The sequence below is a fragment of the Nocardiopsis listeri genome (assembly GCF_020741345.1).
GTDB lineage: Bacteria > Actinomycetota > Actinomycetes > Streptosporangiales > Streptosporangiaceae > Nocardiopsis > Nocardiopsis listeri_A.
The window spans coordinates 1-14,542 of record NZ_DYZD01000458.1 but is presented as its reverse complement, the minus strand read 5'-3'; the positions used below and the strand labels follow the sequence as shown (position 1 = coordinate 14,542).

Here is a 14,542-nt window from a genome sequence, read left to right as displayed (position 1 = left end):
ACGGGTCCATCCCCGCGTGCGCGGGGAGCAGGCCCGGATGATGGGCATGACCTCGGGTGGCAGGGGTCCATCCCCGCGTGCGCGGGGAGCAGCGGCGAGGTGTATGAGGACCCGTGGGGCCTCGGGGGTCCATCCCCGCGTGCGCGGGGAGCAGCTGGCGCGGTAGCGGGCGACAAGGTCTTCGTCGGGTCCATCCCCGCGTGCGCGGGGAGCAGTCTCGCTGACCTGCGGGTTCACCCCGCCGATCGGGTCGAATCTGCAACTTGTCGAGAAACAGACATAACCGACATCGACTTTCCCGTAGTGGCTGAGAGGAAGACTCACACAACCAGGCGCTCCGGGCAAGGGACACCTCTCTAGGAACCCAGGTGATCCAGGACGCGGGAGCGGGCCAGGTCGAACGCCTCCTCATGGAACCCGGGTGACCCCCGCTCGGCGAACCAGTGGCCCGAACCCTCGTAGGTGTGCACTCTCGGTGCGACCCCCACCGCACGGAAGCTCTCGGCCACCTCCCCCAGCTCCTCGGCGGTGAGGTACGGGTCCTCAGGCACGACGTGCAGGTCGACCCGACGAAGACGCCCCACCTCTTCCCCGGGCGGCCGACCACCGTAGAACAGCACCAGCCGGTCCGGCCCATCGGCCGCCCTCCCGAGCAGTCGAGAGGCGAAGGAGGCGCCCAGGGAGAAACCCATCGCCGCCCAAGTGCCGGTGAACTCCGAGGTGAGCGCGTCCAGGCGGTCAAGGACCGCACCGTGATCCAACCCTTCGGCGAGGACCTCCGCCTCCTCGACGGTCGAGGCGACCCTCCCCTCGTAAAGGTCCGGCACCACCACCCGGCGACCCACACCCGCGAGAAGGCCCGCCCATTCGCGCACCGCCGGGGTCACACCCCACCAGGGGTGCAACAACAGCACCGGGCGCCCGTCCTCTGGCCCGGCCCGGAACTCGTCACCGCTCATGTTCGATCCTTTCCGTCCCAGGCATCCTCTTGGAGTCCACCGACAGAACCACCCTGGTGTCCTGGGGAACCACGTGTCGCAGGAGTGAAGACCTTCTTGATATGCACGTGTGTCAACTTGGATGGTGCCGATCACACCCATCCCCTCGGAGGCGTCCATGGCACCGCGTTACGGCGACTACCAGCTGGAGATCTACCTCAACGGACTGACCGGAGTCCTACCGAAGTACCCCATGACCGCCGCTGAACTGGAGCGCAGGGCGAAGGAGGCGTTGCCGCCGTCGATCTGGTCCTACGTCGCGGGCGGCGCCGGCGACGAGCGCACCCAGGACGCCAACGCCACCGCCTTCGAACGCTGGGGCCTGTACCCGCGCATGTTCGTTGGCGCCACCGATCGGGACACCTCGGTGAACCTGTGCGGGATCGAGCTGCCCTCTCCCGTGATGATGGCCCCGGTGGGCGTGGTGGGTCTGTGCGCGCAGGACGGGCACGGTGACCTGGCCACGGCGGAGGCGGCGGCCAGGACGGGTGTTCCGATGATCGCCTCCACCCTGTCGCAGGACCCGTTGGAGGAGGTCGCGGCCCGGTTCGGGGACACCCCCGGGTTCTTCCAGCTCTACACGCCGACGGACCGAGAGCTGGCCCAGAGCCTGGTCCGGCGGGCGGAGAGGGCCGGTTTCAAGGGCATCGTGGTCACCCTGGACACCTGGGTCACCGGGTGGCGCCCGCGCGACCTGTCCACCTCGAACTTCCCGCAACTGCGGGGCCACTGCCTGGCCAACTACACCCGCGACCCGGTCTTCCGGGAGCGTGTGGGCGAGGACGCGGCGTCGGACGCGGTGGTCGCGCACTGGGCCGGCATCTTCGGCAACCCGCTGACCTGGGACGATCTGGAGTGGCTGCGTTCGTTGACGGACCTACCGCTGATCGTCAAGGGGATCTGCCACCCGGACGACGCGCGGCGCGCGGCGGACGGGGGCGTGGACGCCATCTACGTGTCGAACCACGGGGGCAGGCAGGCCAACGGTGGTATTCCGGCGCTGGAATGCCTGCCGGACGTGGCCGCCGCCACCGACCTGCCGATCATCTTCGACTCGGGGGTGCGGTCGGGTTCGGACGTGGTCAAGGCCCTGGCCCTGGGCGCGACGACGGTCGCGGTGGGCCGCCCGTACGTGTACGGGCTGGCGTTGGGCGGAGTGGACGGGGTGGTCCACGTCCTGCGGTCGATACTGGCCGAGGCCGATCTGCTCATGGCGGTGGACGGCTACGGGTCGCTCGCGGACCTGAACCCGTCGGCGCTCAAGGATCTGCGCTGACTTCGCACCGGACATGACGAAGGGCCGGCGCGTGGGCGCCGGCCCCTGGCGTCATCCAGGTACCGAAGGCCATCGATCACTCGACGCTGTGCTTTTCCAGGAACGTGTAGACGTCGTGTTCGTCCACGCCGGGGAAGGTGCCCGCGGGCAGCGCGGACAACACGTGGGAGTGGGCACGGGCCGAGGGCCACACGTTTCCCTCCCACTTTCCGGCCAGCTCCGCGGGCGGACGCACACAGCACTCGCCGCCGGGGCAGTTGGACTTGGTGCGGTTGGTGGTCTCACGCCCACGGAACCAGCGCGACTCCTTGTAGGGCACGCCCAGGGTGATGGCGAAGTTGCGCTCACGGCTGGGGTCGACGTGCGCCACGCACCAGTGGGTGCCGTTGGGCTTGTCGGTGTACTGGTAGTAGATCGAGTACCGGTCGGGTGACTGGAAGACCTGCCGTCCCGACCACTGGCGGCACATGCGCTGACCTTCGATGGCTCCCGAGTCGTCGGTGGGGAAGACGAGCCCGTCGTTCTCGTAGGCCTTGTAGATGATGCCGGTCTCGTCGTTGCGGATGAAGTGGCAGACCAGGTCCAGGTGGCGGTGGGCCAGGTTGGTGAACCGGTGCGCGGCCATCTCGTAGGAGACGGAGTAGACGTCGCGCAGGTCCTCCACGGACAGGTCGCGGGCCTGTTTGGCCTCCTGGAGGTAGGTGACGGCTGTGGATTCGGGGATGAGCACGGCCGCGGCGAAGTAGTTGGCCTCCACCCGTTGACGCAGGAAGTCGCCGAAGTCGCGGGGCTGGTCGTGCCCGAGGATCACGTGGCCGAGGGTCTGCAGGAGGATCGTGCGCGGGCTGTGCATGCCCAGGCTGGTCTCGCGCTTGAGGTAGATGCGCCGGTTGACGTGGTCGGTGAGGGAACGCACCGAGCGCGGCAGGTCCTGCACGTACTTCAGGGAGAAGCCGTGGTGGGTAGCGATCGCGAGGATCTGCCCCTGGGAGATGGGCCCCGCGGTGTAGTTGACGGCGTCGAGGGTCTCGGCGGCGGCGCGCTCGATGTTCTCGAAGTAGTTGCCGCGCTCGCGCATCTGCCGACGCAGGTCGGCGTTGGCCCGTCGCGCCTCCTCCGGGGTGGCGGTGGGCTTGGCGTTGCGTCGCTTGAGCTCGTCGTAGAGACCGACGATGTGTTCGAGGACGTCGTTGGGGACCCTCTTGCCGACCTTCAGGTGCGGGAGGTTGAGGCCTTGGTAGAGGGAGTCGCGCTGGGCCTCCTCGACGGAGATCTCCAGCTGCGCCCGACGGCTCGGGGGCTGCTTGGAGAGAAGTTCTTCGATGGACACCCCGAGGGCCGCGGCCAGGGATGTGAGGAGAGAGAGCTTGGGTTCACGTTTTCCGTTCTCCAGCAGCGAGAGCTGCGAGGGGGCGCGCCCCACGCGTTCTCCCAGGTCGGAGAGGGTCATCCCGCGTGCGCGGCGGAGATGACGGAGCCGCTGGCCAAAGGTGACGAGATCTAGGTCACCTGTCAAAGACGGTATTTCTTCAGCACCAAAGTACGCCATGGCTTCATCTTACGGAAAGAATCAACGATCTTCACCCGATTTCGAGTGGAAAAGTCTTGGATCTTCCCTAAGAATCATAGTTACCGGCGGGGAACTTACCGCCCAGGGCTCAGCCCCTGGCCCTGGAAGGACCTCCCTCGACCGGTAAGAACACCTTGGGGACTACACGAAGGCGGGAACGAACATGAGCACCAGCGCTCGTCGTCAGGAAGCCAGCGCCGCGCTCCAGCGCGACTGGGAGACCAACGCCCGTTGGGCGGGCATCGAGCGGACCTACTCCGCCGACGACGTGGTCAAGCTGCGCGGTTCGGTCACCGAGGAGCACACCCTGGCCCGCCGCGGCGCCGAGCGCCTGTGGGACCTGCTCCACACCGAGGACTACGTCAACAGCCTCGGCGCTCTGACCGGCAACCAGGCCGTCCAGCAGGTCCGCGCCGGCCTGAAGGCCATCTACCTCTCCGGTTGGCAGGTCGCGGCCGACGCCAACCTCGGCGGCCACACCTACCCCGACCAGAGCCTCTACCCGGCCAACTCGGTCCCGTCCGTGGTCCGTCGCATCAACAACGCGCTCCTGCGCGCCGACCAGATCACCTGGTCCGAGGGTGACGACAGCGCTCCCGAGTGGCTCGCCCCGATCGTCGCCGACGCCGAGGCCGGTTTCGGTGGCACCCTCAACGCCTACGAGCTGATGAAGGGCATGATCGCCGCCGGCGCCTCCGGCGTCCACTGGGAGGACCAGCTGGCCTCCGAGAAGAAGTGCGGTCACCTGGGCGGCAAGGTCCTCATCCCGACCGGCCAGCACGTCAAGACCCTGAACGCGGCCCGTCTCGCCGCGGACGTCGCCGACGTCCCGTCCCTGGTCATCGCGCGGACCGACGCCCAGGCCGCGACCCTGATCACCAGCGACATCGACGAGCGCGACCAGCCCTACATCACCGGTGAGCGCACCGCCGAGGGCTTCTACCGCTTCCGCAACGGCGTCGACGCCTGCGTCGCCCGTGGTCTGGCCTACGCGCCGCACTCCGACCTGCTGTGGATGGAGACCGCGACCCCGGACCTGGAGGTCGCCCGCGACTTCGCCGAGCGCATCAAGGCCGAGTACCCGGACCAGATGCTGGCCTACAACTGCTCGCCGTCCTTCAACTGGAAGCGTCACCTGGACGACGCGACCATCGCGAAGTTCCAGCGCGAGCTGGGCCACATGGGCTACAAGTTCCAGTTCATCACCCTGGCGGGCTTCCACTCGCTCAACTACTCGATGTTCAACCTGGCCAAGGGCTACGCCCAGAACGGGATGACGTCGTACGTCGAGCTGCAGGAGGCCGAGTTCGCGGCGGAGGCCCAGGGCTACACCGCGACCCGCCACCAGCGCGAGGTCGGCACCGGCTACTTCGACGCCATCAGCACGACCATCTCCCCCGAGGCCAGCACCACGGCTCTCACCGGTTCCACCGAGGAAGACCAGTTCTCAGAGGCTCACTGAGTCCGGTCTTCGTTTCCTCAGAGGTCGTCCCACCCCGCTTTCGTGGCTGGGGCGGGGCGGGGCGACCTCTCCCCCTAGCCGTCGGCCATACGCGCTCCGTGTCACACGCGTATGGCCGACGGCTTTTTCCGTGTGCGGACCGTCGAGTTCAGTGGAAGTTCATCCCGAACGTGTGGGCCCCGCTCCCGCCGATCGGGAAGGATGCGTGAACCGGCCGTATCCGTCCAGACCGTTTGGAGTCACCGTGAAGTTCGAGGTTCTTTGCGAGGGTCTGCTCACCACCGGCCGCCGTGTCCTGGCGGCCGGAGCGATCGCGGGTGTCGCCGTCTTCGGCGTCGCCGCGTGCGAGGACTCCGATGGAGACGACCCGGGCGTCGAAATCGAGGACGGTGACGACCGCGACGACGACGGTGACGATGGGGACCGCGACGACGATGACGGCGACGATGACTGATCCCTTCCCGCCGATGTGATCTTCGGGGCGAGGAGTGGTGTCCTCGCCCCGACCTCGTTCCCACGGGCACGATCGGCCACGCGGGTACATTCGACTCGTGACCGACAGAACCCACCAGGACCCGAGCGAACCCGCGCCCTCTCCGGCCGTCTCCGAGACACCTTCGAAGTCCCCCGGCACTCCCCCGGACGCGACCGCCGAGATGAGGGTCCCGAACCTGCTGCCCGATCGCTCCCTGCTTCGTTGGGAGATCCTGTGCGTGCTCGCCCTGTCCCTGGGCGCCGCCGCGGTCTCGGCGACCATCACCTTCCTCGGTGTGCTCACCGCGCCCGAGTCGATGGCCGATCAGACCGCGAACCTGATCCGCTCGCGCGCGCAGAATCGGCCCTGGCTGGACCTGTCGCTTCAGCTGTACGCGGTGGTCTTCGCCCTGGCACCGGTCGCGTTGGTGGTCTACCTGCTGCACCGGACCGGGGAGTCGGCGCGCACCGTGGGCTTCGACCGGCACCGACCCTGGTTCGACGCCTGGAGCGGGGTGCTGCTCGCGGCGGCGATCGGCGCCGGCGGCCTGCTGGTGTACCTGGTGTCGTGGCAGCTGGGGCTGACCCGCACCATCGTGCCCAGCACCCTGGAGGGCCACTGGTGGGAGACGCCGGTGCTGATCCTGCAGGCCCTGAAGAACGGGGTCCTGGAGGAGGTGATCGTGGTCGGGTACCTGCTGCACCGGCTCGGTCAGCTGGGTTGGTCGCCGTGGAGGGCGGTGCTGGCGAGCTCGGTGCTACGGGCGTTCTACCACCTGTACCAGGGCGTGGGCATGTTCTTCGGGAACCTGGTGATGGGGCTGGTGTTCGGCTGGTTCTATCTGCGCTACGGACGGGTGATGCCACTGGTGGTGGCGCACACGGTGATCGACATCGTGGCCTTCGTGGGCGCCGTGTACCTGATCGGGCGATTCGACTGGCTGCCGATGTGATCCGCCCCGACTCCGGGTATCAGCTCGGGGCGCTCCGGTAGGTGAGTCGGCGCAGCAGGGTCTCGGCGGGGCCGCGTACCCCGGCGCGGTCCATCCGGTACGCCGCCACCAGCGCCACCGACCAGCTCGACAGGTGCACGCCCAGGCCCGGACCCCACGCCGCAGGGAACGGGGCGAACACCAATGACCGGGCGAGGTAGCCGCTGAGCGAACGGCGGTCCGGGGCGACCAGTGCGCGGACCGGAAAGCGACTCTCGGGCCCGACGGTCACGGGCCCGGGGGGGTCCACGAGCAGCCCGAAGATGGTCGAGACGACCGTGGCCAGGGCCCCAGGGCCGACAGGAACACCACCCACACGCGCAGGGTCCGGTCGGCGCGGCCCGGGAACAGCGGGACCATGATGAGCCCGACCCCGTGACTTCCGTGAGGGCGCACCCATGACGCCATGTCACTGGTGGGAATGTCGCTGTGGCGTGGCAGGCTCCACGCATGGACGTGACCTTGCAGGTGACCATCGACTGCGCCGACCCTCGAAGGCTCGTGGACTTCTGGTGCCGGGCCCTGGGCTACGTGCCCGAGCCACCGCCCGAGGGGCACGCCACCTGGCGGGACCACTGGGCGGCGATGGGTGTACCGGAGGAGGAGTTGCCCGGAGGCGCCGGGGAGATCCCGGAGTCGATCGTCGACCCGGCCGGTCGGGGGCCACGGGTGTGGTTCCAACGGGTGGCCGAACCCAAGGTGGTCAAGAACCGGGTGCACCTGGACGTGAAGGTCGGTGGTGGGCGCCGAGTGCCGTTGTCCGAACGCGTCCGACGGGTCACGGTCGTGGTCGAACGGTCGACCGCCGCGGGCGGCACCGTGCTCAGGGTCCTGGACCATCCGGACATGGAGTACTACGCGGTGGTGCTCCAGGACCCCGAGGGCAACGAGTTCTGCGTGGTGTGAGGGCCAGGCGACGGCGCCGGCCGGGGAGTCGAACGTCCCCCCCCGCTCTCGACGCCCCGGGATGCTCGGTGGCGCGAGGCGGTGTGCCGTGTCGGGGGACGGTGGTCAGCGGCGCGGTTCCCAGCGAAAGAGTCGGGTGGCCGTCAAGAGGGCGACCACGACCCAGGCCAGGGTGGGCGCCAGGAGCCACAGGGAGTCGCCGAGCGGTACGCCGCCGTTCCAGGCGTTGACGATCAGTTCACTGGCCGAACCGCCGGGCAGCAGCCGCTTGAGCAGGGTGAGTTCCTCGGTGCCGGTGAACCCCACCCAGCCGGACACCGCGAGTGTACCCACCAGCAGGGGCAACGTGGTGACCTGGGCGTGGTCCGGGGAGTCGGTCACCCCGGCCGTTGCCAGACCCAGGCCGAGCATCATGACGACCGTGGACAACACCGCCACGGACAGCAGCAGCGGGTCGGCCGGTCCCCCGGCGAACACGGTCAGCGCGACCAGGACCACGGTCACCTGGAGCACGGTGATGGCGGTGACGGGCAACAGCGACCCGGCCAGGATCTCGCCGTCACCGGCGGCGGTGGAGCGCAGCCGTTTGAGGAAGAGGTTCTGTCTGCGGGAGGCGAGCGTGGTGACCGAAGTGCTGTACAGACCCAGTGCCACCACGAGGAACACCACGACCGCGGCGGTCGCCCCCAGGTCCAGGGCGGGGATGAGGTCGTGCGGATAGACGTAGAAGGCGCTGAAGGCCGTGGGCGGCACGAGCATGGTGACCAGGACCAACCCGGTTCCGGAAGATCTGGATCAGCTCGCCCTGGGCGATGGTGAGCATGGCGTGGATCCTTTGCGGGTGTGGGTGCGCGGGTGCGGGTGCTTTGAACGTGGGTGCTTCGGATGTGATCGCGGGCGCAGGCGCGGGTTCAGGCGTCGGCGGTGTCCAGGGCTCGAAAGACGTCGTCCAGCCGGGTCGGGCCGGCCTCCAGCCCGCGTAGTTCCACGGCGTGCTCCCGTGCCCAACCGAGCAGGGCGTACATGTCCCCTTGAAGGTCGAGGGTCTGGGCCATGAACGTCCCGTCCGGTCGTCGGGCCGCCGACAGTGGCGGTCGCGGCGCGGTGTCGGACACCGAGAAGCGGATGAGGGACGGCAGCGCACGCGTGAGTTCGGCGACCTTCCCCGCCCCGGGTGCCGTTCTCACCGAGGATTCGGACACCGTTTCGGACACCACCACCCGATCTTGGAAGGACGCTCGATGACCACCGTGGTCCTGGCCGACGACGAGGCCCTGTTGCGTTCGGCACTGGCGGCGTTGCTGCCCATGGCAGGACGAGATCACCGTGCTCGCGGAGGCCGAGGAGGGCGGATCGGCGGTGGAGGCGACCCTGCGGCACCGTCCCGACGTGCTCGTCATCGACCTGGAGATGCCGGGGGTCGACGGGCTCGACGCGGTGGCGCGGGTTCGCCGCGAACTACCGGAGCAGGTGATCCTCATGCTCACCCGGCACGCCCGGCCCGGGGTACTGCGCCGCGCTCTGAAGCTGGGCGTTCAGGGGTTCGTCAGCAAGTCGGCGGATCCGGCGCACATCGCCTCGGTCGTGCGGAGCCTGCACGAGGGGCGCCGGTGGATCGACCCGGACGTGTCGGCCCTGGCGGTCATCGACGACAACCCGTTGACCGAGCGGGAGGTCGACGTGCTGCGGGTGACCGGCGATGGTTATTCGGTCGCGGAGATCGCCGGGCGGCTGCACCTGGCCCGGGGCAGGGTGCGAAACTACCTGTCGAGCGCGATGCGAAAGACCCAGACCCGGACGCGGCATCAGGCCGCCCGCTACGCCCGAGAGCACGGCTGGCTCTAGCTCGCCGGTGGGTTCTCGGACGCCGCGATGCCGGAGGAGCCGGAAGCTCCCCGGACATCGGTGGGATCACGACCCCGGGGCTCCGCGGGCGAGGGTCCGTGGCCGTGGTCGACCCTCGCGAGCGGTGGCCGCGTTCGGGTCAGGCGCGGGCTTCTCGTTCGGCGATGACGTCCTCCAGGTAGCGGGGGCGCCCCACCAGCAGACCCACGGCGAGGTTGAGGACGACCATGCCGATGACCATGATCATCGGGGCGTGCCAGCCGCCCGAGATCTCGTGCAGCATTCCGAAGAGGAAGGGCCCGGCACCGCCCAGCAGGTAGCCGAGGCTCTGGCTGGACGCGGACATGGCCGCGGTCCCCTCGGCGGTGCGGGTGCGCACCGCGAAGATGGTCAGGGCCAGGACGAAGCTGCCCATGCCCACACCGATGAGGGTGGTCCACACCCAGGTGCCCGACAGCGGCGAGACCCACAGGCCGACGAACCCGACCAGGTAGGCGACGACGAACAGCACCACGAAGGGGCGTTGGTCGCGCACGCGCACGATGAGCGTGGGCATCACCAGGGACATGGGGATGCCCAGGGCGGTCAGGTAGGCCAGCATCACTCCGGCCGACTGGGCGTCCATGCCCTGGTCTCGGAGCATCTGGGCGAACCAGCCGAACATGATGTAGGCGATGGAGGACTGGGTGCCGAAGTACAACACCCCCTGCCATCCCAGAGCGGTGGACAGGACCCGACGCGGTCCGATCACGCGGTCGTTTCCGCCCGTGGCGGGTTCGTGGCGCAGGACCAGCAGCCAGGGCAGCACGGCGACCAGACCGAAGAGCGCGTAGACCCCGATGGCCACACGCCACTCACCGGTGGCCTCCTCCAAGGGCACGGTGACGGCCGCGGCGACGGCGGTGCCGACGGCCAGGCCGGTGGTGTAGACGGTGGTCATCAGACCGACCCGGTGCGGGAAGTGCTGCTTCACCAGGGCCGGGAGGATGACGTTGCCGATCGCGCCACCGGTCAGCGCGACGACGCTCAGGGCGAGGAACAGCCAGGGTTCGGGGGCCAGGGCGCGGGCGACGAGGCCGAGGGTGAGCGCGCTCAGCGCGTACACGAGCAGGTGGTGGGAGCCGAGCCTGCGGGCGAGTGTGGGGGTGAGTCCGCCCAGGAGCGCGAAGCACAATACGGGCAGGGTCGTGAGCAGGCCGGCGCCCACCGCGCTCATTCCCAGACCATGCGTGACCTCGTCCAGGACGGGTCCGACGCTGGTGATGGCGGTGCGCAGGTTGAGTGCGGCCAGTGCGATGGCTACGGCGACCAGGAGCAGGGCCTTGCGCGAAAGCGCGGAGGCGGTTTCGGTCCCGGCCGCGGCGGTGTTTTCGGGAGGTGTCATGCGCGTAGGGGTGGCGCTCATGGGACGCGGCTCACATAATCGTAGGATGACCCTATGTACTTCATGAGGATAACGCATTGCCCATGAGGGCCTATTCCAACGCCCATCTGGTCTAGGCTCCGTCCTTAACCGTTCCATACCTGTGCGCTGGCCCTGTCATCCGGCGACCCGCCCCTAGGAGGTTTACGCGTGCCCCTCGCCTCTACACGCCGGACCGGTCTGGTCGACCAGGTCATCAGTCAGCTACGAGCCCAGATCGACTCCGGTGAATGGGGTGTGGGCGACCGTATCCCCACCGAATCGGAGCTGTCCGAACAGCTCGAGGTCGGTCGCAACACCGTCCGCGAGGCGGTCCGGGCCCTGGCCCACGCGGGCCTGTTGGAGATCCGTCAGGGCGCCGGCACCTTCGTGCGCGCCTCCAGCGAGCTCGGCGGTGCCCTGCGCAGGCGCCTGGAGCGCTCCCGACTGCGGGAGAACCTGGAGGTCCGGCGCGCCCTGGAGGTGGAGGCCGCGCGCCTGGCGGCACTGCGCCACACCGAGGAGGACATGGCCGACATCGATCGCGCCATGGCCCTGCGCGAAGAGGCCTGGCTCGGCCGTGACATGGGCGCGTTCGTGGAGGCGGACTTCACCTTCCACCGGGCGGTGGTCAACGCCACCCACAACACCCTGCTCATCGACCTGTACGACGACATCGCCCAGGTGGTCTACGCGAGCATCGCGCACACCGCCTACGAGCAGAGCGACGAGGCCGCGGAGCAGCCCTCCTCCGCCACCGAGGGGATAGACCACAGCAAGCTGACCGAGGCCGTCCGCGACGCGGACCCGATCCGGGCCGCCCGCGAGGCCACCTGTTACCTCGACGAGCTGCTCTCCCTCACCCAGGACTGACGCCTCACCACTCGGCGCACACGAGGGCCCCGGGCCGAACACGCGAGTCGTGTCGTCCCGGGGCCCTCGTTTCGCCTTCGACGTTCTTCTCAGTGGTCCCCACCGTAGACGTCGGTGACCGCGGAACAGGAGCCGCGGCGCGACCGCGCCGCCGGGTGCTCGCCACCGCGCGCGTCCCGGCGCGGGTTGAGCGCGCGAGGGCGGCCACGGCGGGCGGTGAGGTCGGTCGGCCTCTCGGGGGCCTCTTCCCAGCCGGTGACCCGCGAGGGGTCGAGGCCGAGCAGGTCCAAGGTGCTCGCCCCCTCGCTCACGGCGTCGATGATCTCGCGTTCGCGGGAGATGCTGCTCATGGTGTCGGCGATGATGGCGCTGACCTGACCACGCGGCAGGCAGACCACCCCGTCGTCGTCGGCGACGATCCAGTCGCCGCGGCGGACCGACAGCGGGACGGGGCCGGTGGCCTCCATGGTGATCTGGCGGCCCACCGAACCACCGGCGTCGTGTCCGGCCTCGCGGACCGAGACCCCGGTTCCGAAGACGGGGAGTTCGCAGTGGGCGATGGCGGCGACGTCGCGCACGCATCCCTCCAGGACGATTCCGACGATGCCCTTGGTGCGGGCGGCCACGGCGAGGATCTCGTCCACGTAGCCGTACTCGGGTTCACCGGAGACGTCCACGATGAGCGCGGAACCGGGCGGGGCCTGGGCGACGGCCACGTGCAGCGCGAGGTTGTCCCCCGGGGCGCAGCGGACCGGGAAGGCGGTCGCGGCGAACGCGGCTCCCGGCCAGACGGAGAAGAGGTGGGTACCGAACGGTCGCCCCCCGCTCCGGGCCAGTGCCACCGTTCCCACAGCCGTCAACGTCTTCGCAAGCGCCATGTCAGCCTCCATTACACCCGCGCCCGGTGTGGCCGGCTCGAACCGACCTCTTCCATACTCACGGGTAACTTAAGCGTGACGCAAGCCATACGGGCGGGAAACACGTAAAACGTTACCGGCGGTTACACGGATGGCCGGAACGATCACCCGCTCCCAGGCCGTCGCACCGCCCGTCACCCCGCCTGTGTCGCACCGACGGCGGCCACCGCGTCCAGGGCCACCCGCGCCGCCGCCACGTCGTGCACCCGGAACACCCGCGCACCCTCCCGCGCCGAGACCGCCAGCGCGGCGAGCGTGCCCTCTCCCCGATCGGTCAACCCGACCCCCAGGGTCTCCCCCACGAAGTCCTTGTTGGAGACCGCCACCAGGACCGGCCAGCCGGTCGCGGCGAGTTCGCCCAACCTCCGGGTGAGCTCCAGCGACTGGTAGGTGTTCTTACCGAAGTCGTGCGTGGGATCGATCATCACCCCGTCGGGCCGTACGCCCAGGGAGACCGCGCGTTCGGCCAGGGCGCACACCCCGGAGATCACGTCGGCGACCACGTCGTCGTAGTGGACCCGGTGCGGGTCGGTGCGCGGGGCCAGACCACCGCTGTGGCTGCACACCAACCCGGTGCCGTACTCGGCGGCCACCCGTGCCAGGTCGGGGTCGGAGCCGGCCCAGGTGTCGTTGATCATGTCCGCGCCGGCCTCCGCGCACGCACGCCCCACCCGCGCGCGCCAGGTGTCCACGGAGATGACCACGTCGGGGTGGCGCTCGCGCAACTCCCGTACGAACGGGACCGTGCGACGGATCTCCTCGTCCTCGTCCACAGGAGCTCCGTAACCGGCCTTGACCCCGCCCACGTCGATGACGTCCACCCCCGCCGCCACGGCGTGGTCGGCGGAGGCCAACGCGGCCTCCAGGGCGTAGGTCGCGCCCCGGTCGTAGAAGGAGTCGGGGGTCCGGTTGATCACCCCCATCACCGCGTACCGGTTACCCGCGTACGTGTGTGAACGCAGTCGCAGTGTCCCTGTTCCCTCCGGCACCGCCGGACCACCTGTCGCCATGGGCCCATCCTGGTCCATGGTCGAACACGGTGGCCAACCGGGACCGGCGCCGGAAGGGTCGGGGACGAGCCCCTCAGCTCGGGATCCAGGCCTCCGGGCGTTCACCGCCGCGACGTTCCTTGCGCACCCGCAGATGCTCCCAGGTCTCCACGTGACCGACGCCCATGGTGGAGCGGATGGTCTCCAACGCCTCCACCAGACGGCAACGGTCGGGGGCGGTGAGCCTGCCGACCACGTCATAGCGTCCGAAGCCGCTGGCCAGGAAGGAGACCCGGGCCATGTTGGCCAGGGCACTGCCCAGCGCGTCGGCGTCTCCCCGACAGTGCAGACCGAACCCGAGCTGTTCGTTGGAGCCCGCCGCCGTGGGGTCGACCAGAGCGGTCACGTGCACCACCCCGGAGTCGAGCAGACGCACCACCCGGGAGCGGGCCGCGGCCTGGGACAGTCCCACCTGGCGCGCCAGGTCCGCGTACGAGGCCCTGCCGTCCTTGAGAAGCCTGCGGACCAGTCGCCAGTCCAGCGCGTCCAGTTCGATGTCGTGGAGCTCGCGCACACTGCTGTGGGCGTCCTTGTACACGGCGTTGGCCCGGAATACCTCCGCGCCCTCCACACCCGGCAGCGAGCGCAGGTGGGCCATCTCCTTGGTGAGCGCGGCGTCGTCGGCCACGCGTACCTGTGCCACCGCGGGGAAGCGCCCCGCGGTCTGCGCCGCGAAGGTCACCGCCTCCCGCTCCTCCAGGGTCTCCAGGACCGGTTCGACCGGCCCACCGATCCGGAAGGACACGTGGCCCAGGACCTCCATGCCCACCACACCGGC

Annotated in this window: 14 protein-coding genes and 2 pseudogenes; 7 read left to right on the top strand and 9 right to left on the bottom strand. The window is 69.4% G+C overall.

Features of this window, described 5'->3' with window-relative positions; all coding sequences use genetic code 11:
* Positions 1 to 356 precede the first annotated feature (356 nt).
* Positions 357 to 959: a dienelactone hydrolase family protein gene (locus tag K8V84_RS24870; protein WP_304079149.1), complete on the bottom strand. Its 603-nt coding sequence runs from the start codon at positions 957 to 959 to the stop codon at positions 357 to 359.
* A 157-nt stretch (positions 960 to 1,116) separates the two neighbouring features.
* Between K8V84_RS24870 and K8V84_RS24865 the strand changes: the two genes are divergently transcribed.
* A complete protein-coding gene (locus K8V84_RS24865) occupies positions 1,117 to 2,274 on the top strand; it encodes an alpha-hydroxy-acid oxidizing protein (protein ID WP_369696675.1) in 1,158 nt (385 codons plus the stop codon).
* A gap of 76 nt (positions 2,275 to 2,350) precedes the next feature.
* Here the strand turns inward: K8V84_RS24865 and K8V84_RS24860 are convergent, their stop codons facing one another.
* Positions 2,351 to 3,790, bottom strand: coding sequence for a helix-turn-helix domain-containing protein (locus tag K8V84_RS24860; RefSeq protein WP_304079146.1), 1,440 nt, complete (start codon positions 3,788 to 3,790; stop codon positions 2,351 to 2,353).
* Positions 3,791 to 4,007: 217 nt separating this feature from the next.
* Here K8V84_RS24860 and aceA point away from each other — a divergent pair, with 217 nt between their 5' ends.
* The 3 genes from aceA (at position 4,008) to K8V84_RS24845 (ending at position 6,733) form a co-directional block, all read left to right on the top strand.
* On the top strand, positions 4,008 to 5,306 hold the full coding sequence (gene aceA, locus K8V84_RS24855) for an isocitrate lyase (RefSeq protein WP_304079144.1): 1,299 nt from the start codon (positions 4,008 to 4,010) through the stop codon (positions 5,304 to 5,306).
* Between the two features lie 244 nt (positions 5,307 to 5,550).
* On the top strand, positions 5,551 to 5,760 hold the full coding sequence (locus K8V84_RS24850) for a hypothetical protein (RefSeq protein ID WP_304079142.1): 210 nt from the start codon (positions 5,551 to 5,553) through the stop codon (positions 5,758 to 5,760).
* A gap of 97 nt (positions 5,761 to 5,857) precedes the next feature.
* Positions 5,858 to 6,733, top strand: a complete 876-nt coding sequence (locus K8V84_RS24845) for a CPBP family intramembrane glutamic endopeptidase (RefSeq protein ID WP_304079140.1) — start codon at positions 5,858 to 5,860, stop codon at positions 6,731 to 6,733.
* A 19-nt stretch (positions 6,734 to 6,752) separates the two neighbouring features.
* On the opposite strand, the pseudogene K8V84_RS24840 reads toward K8V84_RS24845, so the two are convergent.
* Positions 6,753 to 6,977: pseudogene (locus tag K8V84_RS24840) on the bottom strand (DUF418 domain-containing protein); the annotation flags it as partial.
* A 245-nt stretch (positions 6,978 to 7,222) separates the two neighbouring features.
* On the opposite strand from K8V84_RS24840, the gene K8V84_RS24835 reads away from it, so the two are divergent.
* On the top strand, positions 7,223 to 7,678 hold the full coding sequence (locus tag K8V84_RS24835; RefSeq protein ID WP_304079138.1) for a VOC family protein: 456 nt from the start codon (positions 7,223 to 7,225) through the stop codon (positions 7,676 to 7,678).
* A gap of 105 nt (positions 7,679 to 7,783) precedes the next feature.
* On the opposite strand, the gene K8V84_RS24830 is transcribed toward K8V84_RS24835, so the two are convergent.
* Positions 7,784 to 8,452, bottom strand: a complete 669-nt coding sequence (locus tag K8V84_RS24830; RefSeq protein ID WP_304079137.1) for an ABC transporter permease — start codon at positions 8,450 to 8,452, stop codon at positions 7,784 to 7,786.
* Between the two features lie 137 nt (positions 8,453 to 8,589).
* A complete protein-coding gene (locus K8V84_RS24825; RefSeq protein ID WP_304079135.1) occupies positions 8,590 to 8,865 on the bottom strand; it encodes a hypothetical protein in 276 nt (91 codons plus the stop codon).
* A 54-nt stretch (positions 8,866 to 8,919) separates the two neighbouring features.
* On the opposite strand from K8V84_RS24825, the pseudogene K8V84_RS24820 reads away from it, so the two are divergent.
* A pseudogene (locus K8V84_RS24820) lies at positions 8,920 to 9,523 on the top strand (DNA-binding response regulator).
* A gap of 139 nt (positions 9,524 to 9,662) precedes the next feature.
* Here K8V84_RS24820 and K8V84_RS24815 read toward each other — a convergent pair.
* On the bottom strand, positions 9,663 to 10,928 hold the full coding sequence (locus tag K8V84_RS24815; RefSeq protein ID WP_304079134.1) for an MFS transporter: 1,266 nt from the start codon (positions 10,926 to 10,928) through the stop codon (positions 9,663 to 9,665).
* A 168-nt stretch (positions 10,929 to 11,096) separates the two neighbouring features.
* Between K8V84_RS24815 and K8V84_RS24810 the strand changes: the two genes are divergently transcribed.
* Positions 11,097 to 11,798 (top strand): FadR/GntR family transcriptional regulator, encoded by a 702-nt coding sequence (locus K8V84_RS24810; RefSeq protein WP_304079132.1) that lies wholly within the window; start codon positions 11,097 to 11,099, stop codon positions 11,796 to 11,798.
* A gap of 89 nt (positions 11,799 to 11,887) precedes the next feature.
* Here the strand turns inward: K8V84_RS24810 and K8V84_RS24805 are convergent, their stop codons facing one another.
* The 3 genes from K8V84_RS24805 to K8V84_RS24795 form a co-directional block, all read right to left on the bottom strand.
* Positions 11,888 to 12,649 carry an RraA family protein gene (locus tag K8V84_RS24805; RefSeq protein ID WP_304079150.1) on the bottom strand — a complete coding sequence of 254 codons (762 nt, stop codon included), beginning with the start codon at positions 12,647 to 12,649 and terminating at the stop codon, positions 11,888 to 11,890.
* Positions 12,650 to 12,849: 200 nt separating this feature from the next.
* Entirely contained in the window at positions 12,850 to 13,725 is an 876-nt protein-coding gene (gene folP, locus K8V84_RS24800; RefSeq protein WP_304079130.1) for a dihydropteroate synthase, read from the bottom strand.
* Positions 13,726 to 13,798: 73 nt separating this feature from the next.
* Positions 13,799 to 14,542, bottom strand: a 744-nt coding sequence (locus K8V84_RS24795; RefSeq protein ID WP_304079129.1) for an Lrp/AsnC family transcriptional regulator, incomplete at its 5' end; no start/stop codon positions are given.